Raw genomic sequence first — 21,041 nt, forward strand, 5'->3', positions numbered from 1 at the left:
CGGCGAAGTGCAGATCCTTCGTATCCTCTTTGATTCCTCGTCATGGCTGCTTGTAGTGCCCGCACCGAATCCCGGTACAGGCACATGAGCGACATCAACAAAGCCGCGTACTCGGTGACTGGCTTATCGATTCCAGCGCACTCTCCAACCAACCAAACCTGACATGCTCCTGTTCCAACCTGACCCCAACCCCCAGTCGGTTGTCGCGCAGGTCATCGAACAACTTGCGCTCTTCTGGCGTAAGAAAAGGCAAGTCGTGAGTCACCTGCCGGTTTTCCTGGCCCCACAATTCCTTGTGGGTTTCCAGGGTTTGGCGATCCATCAATAACGACTCGACATGCCCAAACTTGCGGCGCAGTTGGTCAAGGATGGCAAAGCCGTGGGTATCAATATCGCCCCAGTAATACATGGTGCAGCGTGACAACCACTCGGCACGTCCCAGGGTTTCCCAGCCATAGCCTTTACCAAAGATCACGATGGCCCCAGGCACAGTCGGAAAGGCGAGGAAGTTGGTTTCGTTTTCGGTCACGAACACTCGCGTTACGGCAATGTCCAGCCGGGAAAAGCTCGCGGCGTCGAGGGTAATGTCCGGCAAGTCAGCGCCGGGCAGCAGGGCCAGGGCAGGGTCGAGCACACGAAAGCGAAGTACGGCGGGTTTTTCAAGGAAGCCGTAGCGGGCACAAAACTGCGCGGTGCCTTTGTGCTGTGCGGCGATGGCCTGTTCCGGCAGCACTCGGTCGAACAGTTCGCTCAAGACGGCTCGGTGGCCTTCGATGAACTTGGTATGGATACCCGGAATGTCGACCTGTCGCAGGTAGATTCCCGGCTGTGGGTGTTGCGTCATCCACGCCACCACCTCCAAAAGGGCGGGCCAGTGCGGCGCGAGCTCTATGGCCTGCAAAGGCCGAACGCCCAGCCAGCCGACCAGTGAGGGTTGGCGCTGAAGGGTCAGCTCAAGCATGCCGCGTAAGGCTTGCAACTCAGCCTGTTTGCCAATCAGCTTGATGGCTTCTTCGGCCGAGTCCAGCCACACCGACGCCGGTAACCGCTGCAAGCCGATAACCCGATGGTTGATGTCGCGCCACTGAATGCGAATGCCGTCGACAGCACTGAGCTGTGCGACCCACTTGCGCACGTCTTCGAAGTGTTCACTCAACTGCGTCGTGTCCGGCGTTTTCAGCGTAAGCCGGCGTGGCTCCCAGGGCTGCCCTGGAACCAGCGCGCGCAGTAAGTCCCCACGGAGCCAAAGACGCAGCACCTGCTGCTTGAGGTCCTGCACCGTGGTCCAGTTCATCATGAGAAATCGCCTCGGTGCTCGCGGTACTCCTCAATCGACAAGTTGCGTAATCGGGAGGCCTTGCCGCCCTCGTTTTGCACAAAGCCCACGCTGGAAACAAACGGCTCGATGATGTGGATTTTCTGTAAGGGCGTGACGATCAGCAATTGCAGGTTGAGCTGTTCAAATAACCTCAAGCCATACTCGGCCGATTCGTCGGAGCCGCGGCCGAAGGCTTCATCGATCACCACAAAACGGAACGAGCGCGAACGCACGGCGCCCCATTCCAGACCGAATTGATAGGCCAGGCTGGCCGCCAGAATCGTGTAGGCCAGCTTTTCTTTTTGCCCACCCGACTTGCCGCCCGAGTCTGAATAATGCTCGTGCTCGCGATCATCCTCGCGCCAACGTTCACTGGCGGCGAACAGGAACCAATTGCGCACGTCGGTCACTTTGGCGGTCCAGCGTCGATCCTGTTCAGTCAGCCCTTCGCGTCCGCGAAAGCGATCGATGATGGTTTTGACTTGCAGGAACTTGCTCTCCGAATACTGGGCGTCTTCGGAGCCGGTCAAGGCGCCTTCGGTGCAGGCGCGCAATTGCATCTGGAAGTCGCGAATGTCGGCATCCGGGCTCAGTTGCGCCTCCAGCACGATATAGCGGCCGGGGTTGTAGTCGATCTGCCCCAGGGATTGATTGATCAGGTCAATCCGCTCCTTGATGGTCTCCCGCTCCCGCGCCAGTTGCCCGTTGAAGTTGGCGATCTCATTAATGGTGTTGACGTTGAGCAGTTCCTTGAAGCGTTGCTCAAAACGTGGCAGGTCGTCGCGTATGAGCTGGTCCAACAGGTTGCGGTATTCGTCGACGGCATTAAGGTCGGCATCGAACTCGCTGGTTTCCAGCTTGTAGGCTTCCTTGAAGGCCGCCATGGCACGAATGATCTTGTCTCGCAGACGCTCCAGCGCTTTGGCTTCGGCGTCCATTTTGCCTTGCAGGGCTTCGCGCACTTCCCGTTCGGCGTTGTCGCAGGATTCAACGGTCAACAGGCGCTCGCCCAGCACCTGAGTACGCAGGGCCTCCAAGTGGAGCCGAATGGCGTCTGCAATCGGGACCATCAGGTTGACGGTTTCGTCGCGAAGCGCGGTGGCGACTTCGTGCTTGGCTTGCACGCTTCCCAACTCCTTGTCCAGCCTGGAGATTTCTTCTTCCGTCAGCCCCAGCGTGTCTTGCATGGTTTTCAGTTGTGCCGTCAATTGCAGCAAGGTGTCGCTGGCCGCTTCCAGCGTGGCCTTTTCATCCTGCAAGCGCGCCACGAGGGTGGCGCACTCCGCCCAGTCAATGTCCCGGTAGTCGGTGAATTCATTGAGCGCCGCCAACGCTTCAAGCTGCTGACGCAACTGACTGCGCTGTTTTTCGGCCGTGGCGATCTGTGCGCCGATATCGGCCAATTGCCCTTGCAGACGCTCTTTGATCGCCTCAAGCGCGATGATTTTTTCCGCGTTGCTCCAGCCCAGCACATAGCGGCTGCGGTCATCCAACCGATGTCTATCATCCTTTTCATGCCGCTCGCCGGCGCCCTTGATCTGCCCCGACAACGACAGCGCACGCACCTCTCGACGAAATTGTTCCGGGGTGTCGCAGCAGGCGTAATTGAAACGATGGCTCAGTTCGCGCAGCAGCCAGGCGTAAAACACCGAGTCGGGTTTAACACTGAGTTTGCTCACCAGCGACTGTGGATGCAGGTCCGGTGCATCGGACTGCCGCCCGGAACGTACGCGGAAATACACCAGGCGACCCGCCAGGTGGGTTTTATCCACCCAGGCGGCGACCTGGTTGTACTGTTCATCCGGCACCAGCAGCGCCAGGCCAAAATTGTGCAGCACGCGCTCGATGGCCCCCTCCCACGGGCGATGCTCTTCGCGCACTTGCAACAGCTCACCGACGAAGGGCATGACGTCTTCCGCCAAGCCCAACGCCAGGCACATGGCCGTGCGCAACCTGATCTGCGCGTCGGGGATATTGCTGCGCCGCGCCTTGAGACTGGTGATTTCACTCTCCAGTGCCTCGTGCTCAAGCCGGCCCTGGCGCAACGAAACGCCCCATTCGGTGATCTGGTTTTGCAGGTCGGCTTCCTGGGTGCCCGACTGTTCTCGACGGGTTTGCAACTGTTGCCCAAGACGGGTGAACGCCGCTTCATCCGCAATCGGTGACTCGCCCACGGCGACAAGCAATTGCCCGTGGCGCTGCGCTCGCTGTTGGCGGCGCTCGCGCTCGGTATCGTACTGGCGTATTTCTATCGCCAGTTGTTCGAGGCGATCACCGCCCTGTTCGGCCACCGCACGCTTGAGGGATTCCACGTCCAGGCGCTGACGATCACGCTGCTCAATCTGACGCTCCTTTTGCGCGCCAAGCCGATGTTGATCCTGGGCCAGCAGTTGCAGGCGTCGATCCAACAGCGTCAGTTTGAGTTCGGAAAACCACGGCTTGAGCGCATCCCGGCAATCACGCAAGCGCTCCTGCTCGGCACACAGGTCCTGGTACTTGTCGCAATCGGCCACCAGCGGCTCCAGCAACAGGCGCTGTTGCTTGGCCTTGAGCACGGCTTCATGGGCTCGGCTCAGATCATCGAAGTGGGCGATCAGCGCAGTGATGCGCGCGGCGACATCAAAGGGTTCAAGCATGTGGCTGCGCACAAAATCGGTCAGGTTACCCACCGATTTCATCGAGACCGTCTGATGAAATAGCTCCAGCGCCTGTTCGTTATCAATGCCCAGGCGACGCCGGAACCACGCACCGTACTTGGGAAAGCTGTCCTGAATATCAGCCCCGCTGTTACGCAGGCGCTTGCGCAATTGCGGGATGTCCGAGCCAAAGTCGGCAAAGTCTGCGGTGATGCACAGGTCGCGCTCGGCACCGACGTAAAAGCGCTCGGGCTGGCTTTGCCCGTCTTTCATCCAGAACACCTGGGCCAGGGTGACCGTCTGATCGTAACCGGCGTTATGAAACACCCCCAGAATCACCGAGTAGCTGTTGTGGTCACGCAGCGCGACGGGCTTGGCTGCACCGGTGACGTCACTGCGCTCGGATTTATAATGACCCAAGACATAGGAGCGCAGGCTTCGCTCCTTGTTCTCGGCGCCGGCGGCCTTGTTATAGGCAATCCGTTGAGTGGGCACCAGCAAGGTAGTCAGCGCATCCACAAGCGTCGACTTGCCTGAGCCGATGTCCCCTGTGAGCAGGCTGTTTCTGCCCTCGGGCAGAAGTGTCCACACGCGTTGATCGAAGGTGCCCCAGTTGAAGACTTCCAGGCGTTTGAGGCGAAAGCCCGACAGGCTGTCATCACCGATAAAGTCCAGCTCGGGCAGCAATAAGTCACTCATGACGGCACCTCCTCTTCGCTGTGCGGCGCGGCAGGGTTCTCGCCGCTCAGATGGGCACGGTACTCACTCAGGCGGGTGTCGAATTCAGACAGCCACTGAGCATCCACGAACGCCTTCAGAATGCGCCGCACCTCATAACTGAGTGGGCCACTGCTGCTCTTGAGACGCCGCAAAAACCCCAGGTCGACGACCTTGCCGATATGCGTGTCGATCTGGTCGACCAGCCGCGCTTCGTTGCTGCTATCGGGCAGGAACACACGAATCAGTTCGACGATCTCATCGCGGGTCAGCACCAGCCGTGTTTCAGCGCCACTGGCATCGAACTCCGCGAGTTTTTTACGCAGCAGGGCCAGCAGCAGGCTGACCGGAAATGACAACGGCCGTCGCGCAATCAGGCGCGGTATGCGAACCGTCGGTTCATCTTCTGCAGGTTCGGTTCGGCTTTTCAGAAAGGCGTAGCCTTCGGCCTCATCCAGCATCAGTTCCAAACCCAATATCGTCACGTAGTCGCGCACCCGCGTCTGTAAGTTGAGCAATACACTCCACAAGCGCTCGTCGGTTTCGTGATACATCACCCCTTTAAGCAGCACAATCAACAGCGTCGACAGATCCGCCGCGCCACTGTCCATGACCTCACCCGATGCGGGTTGCTCTTCGCTCATCCTTGCCTCACAAAAATAATGCGTGCCAACCGTGCCTGCTTCTGCACCGAACGACCATCACGGGCGGTCGCGACCCACTCAATCGGCTCGTCCTGGGTGTCGTCGACAACGGTGGTAAAGGTTTCACTGCCCAAATGCAGATACGCCACCAATTCGGCCAACCCTTGTTGCAAGGGCCGCAACCGAGTCAGTTCGTGTAGGGTAATTTGCGAGCGGACCTGCAAGGCTTGGTGGATATGAGCGGCCAACCGAACCAAATCGACTGTCTGGTCGTTATACAACGCGCTGATATCGATATGTTCGTCGCCGACTTGCACCGCCATACCGGCAAAGTCGGGCTTTACACTCAAGGTGTGCAGCGGGCGTTCCATGGGCAATTCAATACTGGCGGCCACGTCGGCCATGTCCATGAACGCCCCTGCCGGTGCTTGCTCACGCAGGCCCAGCGCCTTGGCTTCAACCCCGTGCAAAATATCCATGATGCGGCGGTTTTCCAGCCAGACCTGATCATCCAGAAACCGCCGCAATTGCTGGGACAGTTGAGCGACCATGCGCTGGGTGTGCTCGCCAGCCTCAAGCCAGTCGTAATGTACCCGCCGGGTACGGATATCCGGTTTGAGCTCCATCACCGGCGCCAGGGCCAGCACACGGTCAAGCATGCGCGTCAATTCCTCCTGACGGCTGCTCGACATCAGAAAACCCCAGAACGCCCTGAAACTACGGCCCTGGTCCGAATCGGAAATAGCGTCGCGCTCGCCCATGATCTGCTCAAGCAACGCGCCTTTGGCACCTTCCCACAAGGCAATCCGCTCACGCACACGGCGGTCGAGCAGACGAAAGTTATGCTCGACCTCGCGGAAGTCAGCCAGTAACTCTCGGGATAACTGAGTGAATTGCTGAAAACGATCCTTGAGCGCCGTATCGTCAAGCAGCGGCACATCACCGCGCAGAATTTGTGCGATCTCCGCGTCCAGCTCATCACGGCGCTTACGCAAATGGGCAACGCGCTTGGCCGGGTCGGCTTCACTGCCTTCACTCATTTGCTTGAGCAGCTCGAACAACGTCAGTAAGCGTGACTCGGTACCGACGAATCCTCGCTCGGCGAGGGTTGCCAACCAGGCAATGGCTTTCTCCGTGGACGGGGTCAGGTCGAATTGCGGTTCATCATCGTCTTGACGATAGAACTTGCGCAGCCAACCCTTTTCCGGGCTGGCCCATTCATTGAGGTACTGCAACGCAGACTTGGGGAAAACATCATCATCCAGTTGCCGACGCAAGACATAGAGCTCGTCTTCCAGGGACTCGGCCAGATCGGCAGCAGAAACAGTCCGAACATTGGTCGCGACAAAAACACGATGTAAAAAACTCGCAACCAGCGGCCCATGGTCCGAACGCAAAAGGCGCCAAGCCGGATGGTGCGTGCGCAAGCTTTCAAGGGTGGCGTAATCCATCACTCACCGATTTGCAGGGTTGATCAGCGGGTAACAGTGGCGGGAATTATGAACTTTTTCCACCCTTTAGTAGCGTAACTAGCCGAATGGATAGGTATGGCTAAGCTGGCGGGAGAGATGCGTACTGTGGGTTCACGTTCAAAGTTGTAAGGCGAAGGGTACGCAAGCCAAACGGCTCACAACATCGGGGGTCTTTTGTTTCCCGCGCAGAACAGTGATCATCGCCCTCCCCCAAAGCCCCAGGAACCAAAAGCATGGAATTGACGCTGGAAGCGGTTACGCTCTTTGCACTGAAATTGGCGCACGAGACGGACGGCGGCAGCCCGGTTTTGCGGGATGATCTGGTGATGCAAGCGTATGACCGCGAGGTCTTTGGGTTGTTGGTGCGCCAGGGGGATTTGGCGGGGATCCGGTTGAAGCTCGATGAGTGCCTGACGCTGGCACTCGAATCACTGGGCGGCGCAACGACCGTGATGGGACGCGAGCTGCAACGGCTCGCGCTGCACGTGCGCCAGGCGCCGACACTGGAAGCCCTCAATGCCCCGCTCGATGCACTCAAGGATTACCTGAAGGCCATCCTGTAACCCGCGGTTACCGCCGCCCTTCCACCGCCATCCGCACCGCCAACCCCATCAGCACCGAGCCCATCAGCCAGCGCTGCACCACCTGCCACCCCGGCCGGGTGACGAAAAACACGGCGATGGACCCCGCCAGGGCGGCGATCACCGCATTCACGCTCACGCTGATAAGAATCTGCGTGAAGCCCAGCACCAGGGATTGCATCAGCACACTGCCCTGGCCGCTCGGGTCGATGAACTGGGGCAGCAACGACAAATACATCACCGCTACCTTGGGGTTCAGCAGGTTGGTCACCAGGCCCATGGTGAACAGTTTACGCGGGCTGTCCTGGGGCAGGCGCTGCACCTGGAACGGCGAACGGCCACCCGGCTTGACCGCCTGCCAGGCCAGATAGGCCAGGTACAGCGCCCCGCCAAACCGCAGCGCGTCATAGGCGAAGGGCACCGCCATCACCAACGCGGTAATCCCCAAGGCCGCGCACAGCATGTAAACCAGAAAGCCCAACGCCACGCCGCCCAGGGAAATAAACCCGGCCGCGCGCCCCTGGCAGATCGACCGTGAAATGAGGTAAATCATGTTCGGGCCGGGCGTCAGCACCATGCCGAGGGATATCAGCGCATAGGCAATCCAGCTGGACAGTTCAGGCATGGTCGGGCTCCGTCAGGGTTGTTCTGTCGACGCGAAACATCTGGTCAACGTTGTAGAGTAGGAGGCCATGGTAGGGCGTTCAAAATGTGCGCGTCAGATACAGATCCGTGATCAAAACGTCATACACCGACCGCACCACTCACCCAAGGGCAGGCACATGATCGACTTCAACAACAAGGGTTTCTTCAAACTCAAACAAAACAACGAGTACGCCGAACGCGTGGCGTCATTACTGCTGGACGATGAGGAAGTGGTCGACGCGTACAAGGCCATGCGCGATGGCGTGGTGTTCACCACCAAGCGCATCATCGCGGTGAACGTGCAGGGGATTACCGGCAGCAAGAAGGACTTCACGTCGCTGCCGTACAAGAACATCGTGGCGTATTCGGTGGAAACGTCGGGGACGTTCGATCTGGATTCGGAGTTGGAGATTTACTTTTCGTCGTTGGGGAAAGTGAAGTTTGAGTTCACGGGGAAGACTTCGATTGTCGAAATATCCCGGTTGATTTCCAAGCACTTGCTGACTTGATCAGCGGATAAAAAAGACCTTGGCGTCCCAAGGTCTTTTTACTGCTCACACGGTTTAAACGGATTTACCCCGATCAAAATGTGGGAGCTGGCTTGCCTGCGAAGACGCCAGCCGCCACACCATCAAACCACCCGCCTACACACCAACCGCCTCACCCTCTTCAGCCACCCCATTGGGCAACATCCCCCATTGAGCTTTTGTATGTACAGATTTCCGCTGCAGTGAAAGGCGAACACCTCATTCGTCATACCCCAATCCTAACGCCTGGGCCAGCCGCGCCAGCTCCTCCATTGCCTCCTGGCTTTCTTCATCACGGCGCTGTTTAAAAGCCATCAAATCCGAAAACCGAATACGCCGATGACGACCCGTCTTCGTAAAAGGAATGGCGCCTTCTTCCAGCATCTTGACCAGATGTGGGCGTGACACGTTAAGCAGGTCGGCAGCTTCCTGGGAGGTTAATTCAGCATGGACAGGTACAACTTTGACGGCATTGCCCAGCGCCAACTCACCCAATATATCGACCAGCAGGCGCAGCGCGGATGTGGGGAGCACTAGGGTGTGGGGCTTGTCTTCTTTGTCGAAAATGTCGATGCGCTGGGTTTCGAACTTGGTCGATAGCAACGAGGCCAGTTCGCGTTGGCCTTGCACGGCGGCTTCGACTTCCTTTTTCAGCGGAGGAATTGTTTTAGGGAGGTGGTGGGTGATCATGGTGCTGCCTCGTCGTCACGTAGTTCAATTGAGCCCAACCTAAACGAAACAAACGAAAATCGCAATATTCGAAACCGGTTGGTGAGCCTGTTTACTTTTCCCACACTTACAGTCGAACAATGCCAATTCCAGCTCCTTAATCGCCCCCCGTAGGCTCACTTCCTCGCACAAGGAAGTGAGCCGGTCATGTCAGAACGCTTTTACCCCCTTACCGAAGAAGAACAACGCAGGCAACGAATCCTGACGCCGCAACCGGCGCGGGCGCCCTATTCGCCGGCGATTGATTTATTCGAGCCCTCCCCTGCCCCAGCACCCACACCGGCCAAACCTCCTGGCTGCGTCTTCATCAAGCCCTGCCAACTGCCGGACGGCTTCACCCGCTACGCAGACCCCACCGGTTATGTCCCGCTGGAGCTGGTCAAGGAGTACGCCCATTTCAGCCTGTTGGGTGGGCGCGAGGTGGACGGACGAGGCGCGGTGGCGCTGCGCAAGATCGGCGGCAGCGCATTGCCCGCTGGCTTGGGGCAGTTGGCGTTGCGTTCGGCGGTGTGGGAGTCGGCGGCGACTGCCGTCGGTTCCGTCGCCAGTGGCCTGTTGACCGGTTTGGTGGCGCTGGCCTGGCCGTCTGAGCTGGGTGACAGCGCGCTCTACAGCGAAGAGCAGTTGCGCTCGATGGAGCGGGCGCGGTCGCAGATGCGTTTGCATATCGAGCAACGCGAGGACGGTACGCTCAAGGGGTATGGGTTTTACACCGGCGATCATCCGAGCTGGCAGATGATCGATGTGGTGCAGTTCCAACGCCGTGGCGAGCAGTTTGTGGCGGATTTGGGTGAAGGTGTCGAGCTGATCTGGACGCCTGCCGTTGATCCGCAGGACACGCTGGGTATTCCGGCATTGGAGGCTGCACCGCAAGCGCCGGTGATCTGGATTTACCCACCGACGGAGAAAGCCGCGCAGATTCTGGTGAACCCGGTTTATCCGCCGGAGTATAGGGATTTTATTCTGGTATTCCCGGTGGAGTCGGGGGTTCGGTCGTTGTATTTGGTGGTTGATAAGCCAAGGAAAGGGCTAAGAAACCCAGACCATGATTACTTCCCTGCCCCCGAAATCGAAGACATAACAGGCTTCCCTGGTCTTATTCCCCAAAAGCCTGTGACACGAAGAAAAAATGGAGCGGGCTTACGTGAACGATGGATAGACGCAAAAGGACGAAAAATTTTTGAATGGGATGCCAAGAAAGGCGAGCTGGAAGTCTATCGAAACAGTGATTTGGAACACCTCGGCGCGTTTGACCCTTACACCGCCGAGCGTCGAGGACCGGCGGATCCAAAACGCCGAATTTACAGATAAAGAGGAACGCGGAAAATGGTGATGAAAATCAGATTGCGGTGGTACGAAAAACACAGCAATGACTTGAAAGCAGATGAGTATTCAGCGGATATCGAGGACTCAGACAGTGTTTTTGAAGCGTTGGGTTTAGGCGGGGAAACCGCGATATATGCCGATGTATTCGACATGCTGCCTGACTGGACAACGATTATTCAGCCGCATTTCCAACACATGATTGAACCCGCACACCTCGACTACCAGATTTCCTTCCGTCACCAAGGCGCGTGGCCACCTCCTTCAAAGCAACCTAAGACGGGGATCTGATGCAATTTGTACTCACAGGCTTTACCGCACGAACGGTGGGCAACACCCACCGTTCAATCAACTGCGCTCAACCCTCCTTCGTCCCTTCAACCAACACCCGATTCGCCGGATTCGTAATATCAAACACCTGCTGCGAACACGCCAAGTTAGTGCCTTTGAACTGAAACTCCACCAGATACACCTTCGCCTTCTGCGGGCTGAAGCTACTCACCAACGGACCGCATCTGTAGTAAGCGCCATTGCCAATACTGCCCGCCGAGCCGGATACGGTGAGTTTCTTGCCAGGATCCGCCTGGATCTCCAACTGCGGAAAACGCTTCAAGGTCGCGCTGGCAACTGTCTGGTTTAGCTTGGCGATCCAGTTGAAAATGCGGCCTTCACCGGTGTCCACCACGGTGCCGAGGGTTTCCATGCGCTGGTCGGGGTCGCCCTCGCGCAGGATGGCGAATTCGACGGGGTTGGTGCCGCCGTAGGCTTTCATGATGACTTTGGCGTGTTCGGCGTCCACGGCCACGGTTTTCTGACGCAACTGCACACCGTCCTTGAACAGGCTGGGCGATGAGTCGCGCTGGTTGGATTGGCAGGCGCACAGCGCCAGGGTGATGAGGGAGAGCAGTGCGATTCGCTTCACAGGGAACGTCCTTATCGGTGTGAGGGGCAGATGCCTTGACCTACGATTAAACAGGGTTATTTTGGCTGAAATGTTTCAAGATACGCCAATATGTTTTCAATCTTCTCCTGATCACTGATGCCCCAGAAGATCATCCGCGTGCCGCTCACCACTTTTTTCGGCGCTTCGATATAGGCGGCCAGTTTGTCGCGGGTCCAGACCACACCGGAGTTTTTCATCGCGTCGGAATACTGGTAATCCGTGGTAGTCCCGGCCGGGCGGCCGATGATGCCGTTGAGCTGCGGCCCGAAGCCTCCACGTGCGTCTTCGCCGACACTGTGGCAGCCACCGCAGGTCTTGGCGAAGAGCTTGGCGCCCGCCTCGGCATCGCCGGCGGCAAAAGCCGCGTGGGTATTGAAGACCAGGGCGAGGCTGAACAAGGCGTACTTCATGGGGGACTCCACATCGGCTGTTGCGGGCAATTATGCCTGTTTGTCAGGAGCGCATGCCCATCCAGATCACCGCTTCGGTCCAAGCCGTGACCATGGAGCATCACGCGTAGACGCGCAACCTAGACGCCCTGAAGCGACCACCCATCGCCCCGCGCAGATTCTATCGAACCTATCCCGCCACGCCCCACTCCACCTTAGTGTATTCCCCTGATGGAGAAGTAAGGATCATGGCTCAGCCATCGATTTTAGTACTGGAAGATGACGAGATCATTCGCGCATTAATGGTGGACGTATTGGAGGATTTCGGTGCGGTAGTGACGTCTTTTCCTTCGGCGGATGAGGGGATGATTTACCTGGAACGCGAGGATGACCCTGTCGACCTGATTGTCAGCGATATTCAAATGCCGGGTTTGCTCAATGGTTATGACTTGAGCCGAGTGGTTGCACACCGCTGGCCATCGGTGCAGGTGTTGTTGACTTCCGGGAATACCAAAATGGCCGAGCAATTGGGTGGCTCCGTACGGTTCCTGCCCAAACCCTGGAGCACCGAGCATTTGATCGAGTGCGTGCAGACGGCGCTCTCTCAGCAGGACTTGTCCCTGCATTGATAGCGTCGCGACATCATTTGCAGCGAACTTCGCGACAGGCACAGTGGTCCACTGATGACGCAAGGAGCGACATTTCTGATCCGCTAGTCAGCCTTTTCGCTTTTCGCGTTTAGTTACCGACTGTAGAATCGTCGCCCAATTCGCGCGTCATTCATGGCCGAGAGGCCCCACAGTTCGAGCTCACTGAATGCATTCTCAGGCCCATGACGTCGATGCGCCCTCCCTGCTGGAAGCGCTGCGCATAGGCACGGCCTTGCTGCATACAGCACTGGAAAAGCGCCTGCCGTTCTTCTCCGAGCGCCTTGATGCGCAGTGGTATCGGCGCTTGCTCCAGGCGTACTACGGTTTTTATCAGCCCATGGAAGCGGCACTGTATGACAGCGCCTTGATTCCCGAAGGGTTCGATACAGCAATGCGCGTGAAAACACCGACGCTGCTGACTGACCTCTACGCCCTGGGCCTGGATGATCACGCCATCAACACCCTGCCCCGTTGCACGCAACTCCCAACGTTCGATACCCACGCCGCCTGCCTCGGTGCCCTGTATGTACTTGAAGGCGCGACCCTGGGCGGCCAAGTGCTTCTCCGGGAAATGACTCAGCGCCTGGATGTGAATGCCGACAACGGTGGTGCATTTCTCAATATCTACGGGGTAGAGACCGGGCGGCGCTGGAAGGGCTTTCTTGATTACCTGGGCAACCAGGCGCTGGACGCGCCGGCAAAACAACACGCCGTGGACGCCGCCCGCTCGACGTTCAGCTGCTTTGAGCAATGGCTCGACAGCCAGGAGGTACTGCTATGAAACCCGAAGATTTTGAAGAGCTGCTTGCCAACTGTGCCAACGAGCCCATCCGCTTCCCCGGGGCGATCCAGCCCCACGGTGCGCTGCTGACCCTGTCGGAGCCCGGCCTGGAGATCATCCAGGTCAGCGCCAACGTCGGCACCTTGTTCGGCCATGCGCCCGAAGCGTTGCTGGGCCAGCCGCTGCACAGCTTGATCGGCGCCGAACACGCCCAGGCCGTCAGGGTCATGGCCCAAACCAATACCTTCGTCGACATGCCCCCGTTGCACGTCACCCTGAACGGCGCGGACTTCGAAGGCTTGCTGCACCGCCACCAGAACGTGCTGGTGCTTGAGTTCGAGCCGCGGCTCCAGGATTTCCGCCCACGCGCGGTGAACGGTCGCACCAGTAACCTGGGCAAGATGCTGCAACGTTTGCAGGCGGCGAAAACCCTGCAGGCGCTGTACGAAATCAGCGTGAATGAAATCCAGGCCATGACCGGCTACGACCGCGTGCTGATCTACCGTTTCGAAGACGAAGGCCATGGCCAGGTAATCGCCGAAGCGTCGGCGCCGTCCATGGAGCTTTTCAACGGCCTGTTCTTCCCCGCGTCCGACATCCCGGAGCAGGCTCGCGAGCTGTATCGCACTAACTGGCTGCGCATTATCCCGAACGCGGCCTACGAACCGGTGCCGCTGCTGCCCAAGTTGCGCCCCGACACCGGCCAGCCGCTGGACCTGAGCTTCGCCACCCTGCGCAGTGTGTCGCCGATTCACTGCCAGTACATGCAGAACATGGGCGTGCTGTCATCCATGAGCATCTCATTGATGAGTGGCGATAAACTCTGGGGCCTGATCAGCTGCGGTAACCGAGAACCCCTGCTGGTGCCCAATGACCTGCGTATCGCCTGCCAGACCATCGGCCAGGTGTTGTCGCTGCAGATCAGCGCCATGGAAGCGCTGGACCTCAGCCGTCAGCGTGACGAAAAACTCGACGCCCTTGCGCGATTGGATCAAGCCATGAAGGCGTCTGAAGTCGGCGTGTTCGACGGCCTGGCCCAACAACCGCAATGGCTGATGGACCTGACCCTGTCCGGCGGCGTGGCGATCATCGAAGACAAACAATTGCACCGTTACGGCAACTGCCCGGAGCCGGCGCAGATCCGCGCGTTGCACAAGTGGCTGCAGCAGAGCGCCGAGCCGGTGTTCTCCAGCCATAACCTGGTATCGGTGTACCCACCGGCCGCCGCGTTCCAGCAGGTGGCGAGCGGCGTGCTGGCCATGAGTCTGCCCAAGCCGGTGGACAACGGTGTGCTGTGGTTCCGCCCGGAAGTGAAAGAGAACATCCAGTGGAGCGGCGATCCGAAAAAGCCGCTGGCTCTGGAAAACTCCGACGCCGGCCTGCGCCTTCGCCCACGTACCTCGTTTGAAATCTGGAAGGTCGAAATGGCCGGCATCTCCACCAAGTGGAGCCACGGCGACCTGTTCGCCGCCAACGACTTGCGCCGCTCGGCCCTGGAAAACGACCTGGCCCGCCAGGTGCTGCGCGAACAACAAGCCGTGCGCGCCCGTGAAGAGCTGGTGGCGGTGGTGTCCCATGACCTGCGCAACCCGATGACCGTGATCTCCATGCTCTGCGGCATGCTGCAAAAAGCCTTCAGCTCCGATGGCCCGCATACGTCACGGCGGATTTCCTCGGCTATCGACACCATGCAGCAGGCGGCCGGACGCATGAATGTGCTGCTGGAAGACCTGCTCGACACGTCGAAAATCGACGCCGGGCGGTATGTGGTCAAGCCGGTGGCGCTGGATGTCAGCCAGATGTTCGAAGAGGCCTACTCCTTGCTCGCCCCGCTGGCGTCGGAGAAAGGCATTGACCTGTCGTTCAACGCCGAGCCGGGCCTGCAGATCAACGCCGACCCGGAGCGCCTGTTCCAGGTGCTGTCGAACCTGATCGGCAATGCCATCAAGTTCACCCCGCGCCAGGGCAATATCGGCATCAGCGCCATGAACAATGGCGAGGAAATCGTGTTCTCGGTGCGCGATACCGGCGAAGGCATTGCGCCGGAACAACTGCCTCATGTGTTTGATCGTTACTGGACCCAGACCGAAAACAACCCCACCGGTAACGGCCTGGGGCTGTACATCACCCAAGGCATCATTCACGCCCATGGCGGCAAGATCGTTGCCGAGAGTGAAGTGGGCCGGGGCAGTGAGTTCCGGTTTACGGTACCCAGGGTGGCTGAAGGCTCGCGTACCTGATGCGGTCGCCGGTAAAACTTAGACCGGCAGTAACACCACCGCTTCCAACCCGCCGCCCTGGCGCTCGGCCAGGGTCAGGCTGCCGCCATGTTCCAGCACAATCGCTCGTGCGGTAGAGAGCCCAAGCCCGACGCCGCCGGTGCTTTTATTGCGTGAGCCCTCCAGGCGATAAAACGGCAGGAATACATCTTCACGGTGCTTCGCCGGTATGCCCGGGCCACGGTCCAGCACGCGAATCACCACTTCGCCCTGTCTGTGCTGCAACTCAATCTGCGGTTCCTTGCCATAGTGGATGGCGTTGTCCATCAGGTTGGTCATCACCCGTTTGAGGCCCAGGGGCCGGCCGCAGTACACCAGGCGGGGCGGGCCGTTGAAGGTGACATCGATGGCCTGGTCGCGATAATCGTCGATCAGGGTTTGCAGCAATTCCGCCAGGTCCAGTTGGGTAGCCTGTTCCAGGCGCGCGTCGTCGCGGAAAAATTCCAGGGCGGTGTTGATCATGGCCTGCATTTCATCAACGTCGCGAAACAGTCGCTGCTGCTGGTCGGTGTCTTCGATGAATTCGCCGCGCAGGCGCAGGCGGGTCAGCGGCGCGCGCAAGTCGTGGGAGATAGCGGCGAGCATTTGCGTGCGGTCCTGAATGAAGTGCCGCAACTGCGCCTGCATGCTGTTGAAGGCAAGAATGGCCTGGCGGATTTCGTGAGGTCCCACCGGCTCGATGGGCGGCGCGCGAAAGTCGCTGCCAAAGCGCCGCGCACCTTGGGCGAAGTGTTGCAGCGGGCGAGCCAGGCGGCGGGTCGCTACCAAGGTGACCAATGCGGTGGAGATCAGCACCAGCAGCACCACGATCAGGCTGCGCGGTCCATCATCCAGCCCCCAACTGCGAGCACCGGTGCTGAACATCAGCCAGGAGCGATCGGCCAGTTGCATCAACAGCACGTACTGGCCGTTGCCAGCGGGCCAGTCGGCAGGTTCATAGGCTTCCATAGGGCGCGTCGGGCCTTCAAGCAGGTGCTTGAATACCTGCTCCCCCGTGTTGAAATCCGGGTCAGCGAGCACCGGCAGATCAAACGCTGCCCGCTGCGCCGCCCAAGTCACCCTGAAAGACCCATCCCCCATCACTTGGGCAAGATGCGCTCGTTGCGCGGGTTCGGCCGCCTCGACCACGCGCACCACCACGGCGACTTTCTCCAGCAGACCGGTTTCGGTCAGCGGTGGCCTGGCCCAGACCCCGGCCAATTGCACGAACAAGGCGTTGAACGCCAGCGCAGTGATCATCGCGACCAGCACGGTGAGCGCGATCCAGCGCGCCACCGTGTCGTGCGGTCTGCGGCTCATGAGCGGGTCACGCTGGCGGTGAACTGGTAGCCGCCGTTGCGCACGGTGCGGATCATCGCCGGGCGCTTGGTATCGAATTCCAGCTTGCGGCGCAGGCGGCTCACTTGCACGTCGATGCTGCGGTCGAAGGCATCATGGCTATGGCCGCGCGCAAGGTTCAGCAACTGTTCGCGGGTGAGCACGCGTTGGGGATGCTCGACGAACACCAGCAGCAGGTCGAACTCACCGGACGACAGCGGGATCATCACCTGGTCGGGCGAGCGCAACTCGCGGCGGGTGAGGTCCAGTTGCCAACCGGCAAAGCGGATCAGCGGACGCGCGGCCTCGCCCATCGGCGGACGGTTCTCACCCGCCCGGCGCAATACCGCACGCACCCTGGCGAGCAGTTCGCGGGCATCGAAGGGTTTGCTCAGGTAATCATCGGCGCCCATTTCCAGGCCGACCACACGGTCGCTGAGTTCGCCCATGGCAGTGAGCATGATCACCGGCGTGGCGTATTGCTGGCGCAAGCGCTGGCACAGCAGCAGGCCGTTGTCGCCGGGAAGCATCAGGTCGAGGATGATCAAGTCGGCGGGCTGCTGCTCCATGGCCGACCACAGCTCGGTGCCACTGGCGACGGTCTGCACCGAATAGCCGTGTTGCAGGAAAAATTTCTTCAGCAGGGCGAGGACTTCAAGGTCATCGTCGACGATTAACAGGTGGCTCACCGGCAGGCTTCACTGGGCTGGGACAAGGCGCCATCTAAAACTATTCGACGCGGCCCGTCATATATTTCAACCGTGCAATAAAGCGTCAACAGCGCAATAAACCGGACATCTTTGCGCAAGGCGCCCATGCCAGCATCGGCCTCCTTTTTGCGGAGACTGTGCCATGCACTCGTTGACCTCCCCCCGGCATCTGGCCCGCCAGGCCGTGCTGTTACTGACGATGTCTTACCTGACCGGCTGTGCCAGCCCGGCCCCGGTAACCCCCACCACCCGCTGCGCGCAGGTGGACCACCCGGTGTATGACCCGGCCGAACCGGTCAACCGCGGGGTGTTTGCGTTCAACCGTGCGGTGGACGATTACGCCCTCGCGCCTGTAGCGCGTGGTTACCGCTACCTGCCGGATTTTTTCCAGCAGGGTGTGCATAACTTCGCGAGCAACTTCAGTGAGCCGAAGGTCTTTATCAACGACCTGCTGCAAGGCAACCCGCGGCGTTCGGTCAACACCCTGGGGCGCTTCGCCGTGAACACGACCGTGGGCGTGGTGGGGCTGTTCGATGTGTCGGACCGCCTGGGCATCCCACGTCACACCGCCGACTTCGGCCAGACATTCGGCGTGTGGGGCATGGGCAACGGCCCCATTGTCGAACTGCCTTTGCTGGGCACCAGCAACAGCCGGGATGTGGCGGGCAAGGTCTTGAGCTTCCTCGTGTCGCCACTGGGGGACAGCGATACGGTGCAGGCCCTGGGCACCATCAGCCTGGTCGGCGGTACGGTGGATACACGGGCGTCACTGTTGCCGCTTACCGACAGCCTGCAAAAAATGCCGGATTACTACAGCGCATTGCGTAACGTGGTGGCGCAAAACCGGGCTGCTTTTGTGCGTGAAGGCCAGGAAGGCGCGACATCCCCGGCACTCGAGGGTTGTGCGAACAAAGCCTCGGATGATTTTTAAAACGCGCTCACAATGGGAGTCACATCTTGCAGCATGGCGTTTATCGCCGACAGGCTGCGGAGCCTATAAGTTTGGGTTCACTTCGCTCCTGAAGGTGAAGTGATCCTCTACTTATAGAAGGAAACATCCATGCTTAGCGCTATCAACCACTCACTGGGCAGCTTTCATTACCAACCCCTGCAGCAGGATGCTGCGGAGCCCCAGCGCAGGAAGCGCAGCATTGACGATACGCAAATGAACGTCGCTGACCCTAACAGCACCGGGAACACCAACAACAACCGAAGCAAACCCAGAGGCCAGTTGACAGGTCTGGGCGGGGGCCAACTGCTTTAACCGCATCATACGAAGGGCAGTGCACGGCCCTTCGTACTCTCCTTAACAAAACCATGACATTCCCTGAGTTAATCTTGCCGGTTCAATCCAGCCTGGAATCCTTGCCTGCATGCCGCACAACGACACACTGCCCGACGTACTCGCAGGCCCACTGCTGAGGCGCCTCGAACCTCGGCGCCTGGTGTTGTGGCTGGTGGGAAGCCGTGGATTGGAATTGAAGCTGAAGTTGCATCTACCCACGCAGACACTGGAGATCCACCTGGACAGCTGCCAGGTTGTCCCCGTCGGTCGCCAGGCGTTTATCCACCTGATCGATGTGCCTCTGGACGACGCGCTGCCGCCTGACGTGGTGATCAGCTACGACCTGCTGGTTGACGACGCTGGCATTGCCGAATGGGCACCGCACCTGCTGTATACCAACACCCAATACCCCAGTTTCGTATTGCACAGCCGTATCCATCAATTGGTGCATGGCTCATGTCGCAAACCCCATCACAGCGCCGACGAGGGTCTGCTGTGTGTCGACCGCCTGCTGGCCGATGCCAGGACTGCGGCCGACCGCCCAGCCTTGCTGATGATGAGCGGCGATCAGGTCTACGCCGACGACGTGGCCGGGCCGATGCTGCGTGCGATACACGCGTTGATCGCGCGCCTGGGCCTGTTCGATGAGTACCTGGAGGGTGCCGTAGTCGATGACAGCGCCAGCCTCTACGGCCACAGCGCCAGCTATTACCATCGCGCCGACTTGCTGCCGGCGCTGGACAGTAACGAAACCCTGCGCGAACGCTTCTTTGGTGGGGTAAAGAAGCCGATCTTCACCAGCAGCACCGCCGACAATCACTTGGTGACCTTCGCTGAGGTCATCGCAATGTATCTGCTGGTGTGGTCGCCGACGCCTTGGACACTGATCTCGCCCGTGCCTGTGCAACTGAACGCAGAACGACAGCAACGCTACGCACGCGAACAGGTGCAGATCGACCGATTCCGCGACGGCCTGCCCGGTGTCGCGCGGGTCTTCGCTCACTTGTCGACGCTGATGATCTTTGACGATCACGACATTACCGACGACTGGAACCTGAGCGCCCAATGGGAAGAGACTGCCTACGGCCATCCATTCTCCAAGCGCATCATCGGCAATGCCTTGCTTGCCTACCTGCTCTGCCAGGGCTGGGGCAACCAACCGGATGTGTTTGGCGAGCTGATCGGCCAAACCCAGGCGCTCACTGCCAAGCCCCAGGCCAACCACCTGGACGCCGCCGCGCAGGATGAACTGCTCGAAGCGCTGCTGAAATTCCAGCGTTGGCATTACGTACTGCCCACCACGCCCGCCCTGGTGGTGCTCGACACCCGCACCCGCCGTTGGCGCAGCGAGTTCACTCTCAAGCAACCGTCCGGCCTATTGGACTGGGAGGCCTTGAGCGAACTGCAACAGGAACTGCTGGACCATCCATCGGCCATTATCGTCTCGCCCGCCCCGATCTTTGGCGTCAAGCTGATCGAGACCGTGCAGAAAATCTTCAGCTGGTGCGGCCATCCGTTGCTGGTGGATGCAGAAAACTGGATGGCTCATCGCGGCGGCGCCCAGGTAATCCTCAATATCTTCCGTCACTCGCGCACGCCGGGTAACTACGTGGTCCTCTCGGGCGACGTGCACTACTCGTTCGTCTACGAAGTGCTGATCCGCCATCGCAACGCCGGCCCGCGCATTTGGCAGATCACCAGCAGCGGCATCAAGAACCAATTCCCGCCGCGCCTGCTGGAATGGTTCGACCGCCTCAATCGCTGGCTCTACTCACCGCGCTCCCCCCTGAACTGGTTCACCCGCCGGCGCACCATGCAGGTGGTGCCGCATATTCCGGAGCACGCCGAGGCCGGCGAACGCTTATGGAATTCGGCGGGAATTGGCCAAGTGTTTTTCAACGAGCAGGGCCAGCCTGAGGCGATTTACCAGCACAACGCGGATGGGAGGGTGCGGACGAGGATGGTGGCGCCGAAACGGTAGCCAATAGCCATCTTTTTTAGGCGTACATCTGCCCTATTCAAAGCGTCCAAGTCCCGATGTACAGTAGCCCCAGCCACGGAGTATCGGCGACAACAGGGGCAGGCCTTGAATGCC

General features: G+C 59.5%; 19 protein-coding genes. 9 read left to right on the top strand and 10 right to left on the bottom strand.

Annotation, left to right across the window (positions count from 1 at the left end):
* Positions 1-94: 94 nt before the first annotated feature.
* Genes BLL36_RS02605 through BLL36_RS02620 form a run of 4 tightly spaced genes read right to left on the bottom strand, consistent with a single transcriptional unit; the run spans position 95 to position 6,766 of the window.
* Positions 95-1,297, bottom strand: a complete 1,203-nt coding sequence (locus BLL36_RS02605) for a Wadjet anti-phage system protein JetD domain-containing protein (RefSeq protein WP_231998927.1) — start codon at positions 1,295-1,297, stop codon at positions 95-97.
* Positions 1,294-4,653 (bottom strand): ATP-binding protein, encoded by a 3,360-nt coding sequence (locus BLL36_RS02610; protein WP_076949896.1) that lies wholly within the window; start codon positions 4,651-4,653, stop codon positions 1,294-1,296. The genes BLL36_RS02605 and BLL36_RS02610 overlap by 4 nt, the downstream gene beginning before the upstream one ends.
* Complete coding sequence (locus BLL36_RS02615) at positions 4,650-5,315, bottom strand: DUF4194 domain-containing protein (RefSeq protein WP_076949897.1); 666 nt, start codon at positions 5,313-5,315, stop codon at positions 4,650-4,652. The genes BLL36_RS02610 and BLL36_RS02615 overlap by 4 nt, the downstream gene beginning before the upstream one ends.
* Entirely contained in the window at positions 5,312-6,766 is a 1,455-nt protein-coding gene (locus BLL36_RS02620) for a DUF3375 domain-containing protein (protein WP_076949898.1), read from the bottom strand. Before BLL36_RS02620 ends, BLL36_RS02615 begins: the two co-directional genes overlap by 4 nt.
* A 254-nt stretch (positions 6,767-7,020) precedes the next feature.
* Between BLL36_RS02620 and BLL36_RS02625 the strand changes: the two genes are divergently transcribed.
* Positions 7,021-7,350, top strand: a complete 330-nt coding sequence (locus BLL36_RS02625; RefSeq protein WP_076949899.1) for a hypothetical protein — start codon at positions 7,021-7,023, stop codon at positions 7,348-7,350.
* A gap of 7 nt (positions 7,351-7,357) precedes the next feature.
* Here the strand turns inward: BLL36_RS02625 and BLL36_RS02630 are convergent, their stop codons facing one another.
* Positions 7,358-7,993: a LysE family translocator gene (locus BLL36_RS02630; RefSeq protein WP_076949900.1), complete on the bottom strand. Its 636-nt coding sequence runs from the start codon at positions 7,991-7,993 to the stop codon at positions 7,358-7,360.
* A 157-nt stretch (positions 7,994-8,150) separates the two neighbouring features.
* Between BLL36_RS02630 and BLL36_RS02635 the strand changes: the two genes are divergently transcribed.
* Positions 8,151-8,522 carry a PH domain-containing protein gene (locus BLL36_RS02635; protein WP_076949901.1) on the top strand — a complete coding sequence of 124 codons (372 nt, stop codon included), beginning with the start codon at positions 8,151-8,153 and terminating at the stop codon, positions 8,520-8,522.
* 237 nt (positions 8,523-8,759) lie between these two features.
* Here the strand turns inward: BLL36_RS02635 and BLL36_RS02640 are convergent, their stop codons facing one another.
* Positions 8,760-9,230 (bottom strand): helix-turn-helix domain-containing protein, encoded by a 471-nt coding sequence (locus BLL36_RS02640; RefSeq protein ID WP_076949902.1) that lies wholly within the window; start codon positions 9,228-9,230, stop codon positions 8,760-8,762.
* Positions 9,231-9,416: 186 nt separating this feature from the next.
* On the opposite strand from BLL36_RS02640, the gene BLL36_RS02645 reads away from it, so the two are divergent.
* Positions 9,417-10,580, top strand: a complete 1,164-nt coding sequence (locus tag BLL36_RS02645) for an S-type pyocin domain-containing protein (protein ID WP_076949903.1) — start codon at positions 9,417-9,419, stop codon at positions 10,578-10,580.
* A 15-nt stretch (positions 10,581-10,595) separates the two neighbouring features.
* Positions 10,596-10,883: a colicin E3-like toxin immunity protein gene (locus BLL36_RS02650; RefSeq protein ID WP_076949904.1), complete on the top strand. Its 288-nt coding sequence runs from the start codon at positions 10,596-10,598 to the stop codon at positions 10,881-10,883.
* Positions 10,884-10,950: 67 nt separating this feature from the next.
* On the opposite strand, the gene BLL36_RS02655 is transcribed toward BLL36_RS02650, so the two are convergent.
* Together BLL36_RS02655 and BLL36_RS02660 are read right to left on the bottom strand one after the other, a co-directional pair.
* On the bottom strand, positions 10,951-11,514 hold the full coding sequence (locus BLL36_RS02655) for a hypothetical protein (protein ID WP_076949905.1): 564 nt from the start codon (positions 11,512-11,514) through the stop codon (positions 10,951-10,953).
* Between the two features lie 56 nt (positions 11,515-11,570).
* Positions 11,571-11,945, bottom strand: coding sequence for a c-type cytochrome (locus BLL36_RS02660; RefSeq protein ID WP_076949906.1), 375 nt, complete (start codon positions 11,943-11,945; stop codon positions 11,571-11,573).
* Positions 11,946-12,172: 227 nt separating this feature from the next.
* On the opposite strand from BLL36_RS02660, the gene BLL36_RS02665 reads away from it, so the two are divergent.
* From BLL36_RS02665 to BLL36_RS02675, 3 genes are all read left to right on the top strand, one after another.
* Positions 12,173-12,553 carry a response regulator gene (locus BLL36_RS02665; RefSeq protein ID WP_076949907.1) on the top strand — a complete coding sequence of 127 codons (381 nt, stop codon included), beginning with the start codon at positions 12,173-12,175 and terminating at the stop codon, positions 12,551-12,553.
* Between the two features lie 187 nt (positions 12,554-12,740).
* The gene (locus tag BLL36_RS02670; RefSeq protein WP_076949908.1) at positions 12,741-13,355 is read left to right on the top strand and encodes a biliverdin-producing heme oxygenase; all 615 of its coding nucleotides are present in this window, start codon (positions 12,741-12,743) and stop codon (positions 13,353-13,355) included.
* Positions 13,352-15,595 carry an ATP-binding protein gene (locus tag BLL36_RS02675; protein WP_076949909.1) on the top strand — a complete coding sequence of 748 codons (2,244 nt, stop codon included), beginning with the start codon at positions 13,352-13,354 and terminating at the stop codon, positions 15,593-15,595. The genes BLL36_RS02670 and BLL36_RS02675 overlap by 4 nt, the downstream gene beginning before the upstream one ends.
* An 18-nt stretch (positions 15,596-15,613) precedes the next feature.
* On the opposite strand, the gene BLL36_RS02680 is transcribed toward BLL36_RS02675, so the two are convergent.
* Positions 15,614-16,933 (bottom strand): sensor histidine kinase, encoded by a 1,320-nt coding sequence (locus BLL36_RS02680; RefSeq protein WP_076949910.1) that lies wholly within the window; start codon positions 16,931-16,933, stop codon positions 15,614-15,616.
* Positions 16,930-17,640, bottom strand: a complete 711-nt coding sequence (locus BLL36_RS02685) for a response regulator (protein WP_076949911.1) — start codon at positions 17,638-17,640, stop codon at positions 16,930-16,932. The genes BLL36_RS02680 and BLL36_RS02685 overlap by 4 nt, the downstream gene beginning before the upstream one ends.
* Before the next feature lie 163 nt (positions 17,641-17,803).
* Here BLL36_RS02685 and BLL36_RS02690 point away from each other — a divergent pair, with 163 nt between their 5' ends.
* Together BLL36_RS02690 and BLL36_RS02700 are read left to right on the top strand one after the other, a co-directional pair.
* On the top strand, positions 17,804-18,592 hold the full coding sequence (locus BLL36_RS02690; protein WP_076949912.1) for an MlaA family lipoprotein: 789 nt from the start codon (positions 17,804-17,806) through the stop codon (positions 18,590-18,592).
* Positions 18,593-19,034: 442 nt separating this feature from the next.
* Complete coding sequence (locus BLL36_RS02700; protein WP_076949914.1) at positions 19,035-20,927, top strand: metallophosphoesterase family protein; 1,893 nt, start codon at positions 19,035-19,037, stop codon at positions 20,925-20,927.
* The last annotated feature ends 114 nt before the right edge of the window (positions 20,928-21,041 follow it).

The organism is Pseudomonas cedrina subsp. cedrina, from assembly GCF_001983175.1.
In the GTDB taxonomy this organism is placed as follows: Bacteria; Pseudomonadota; Gammaproteobacteria; order Pseudomonadales; family Pseudomonadaceae; genus Aquipseudomonas; species Aquipseudomonas cedrina.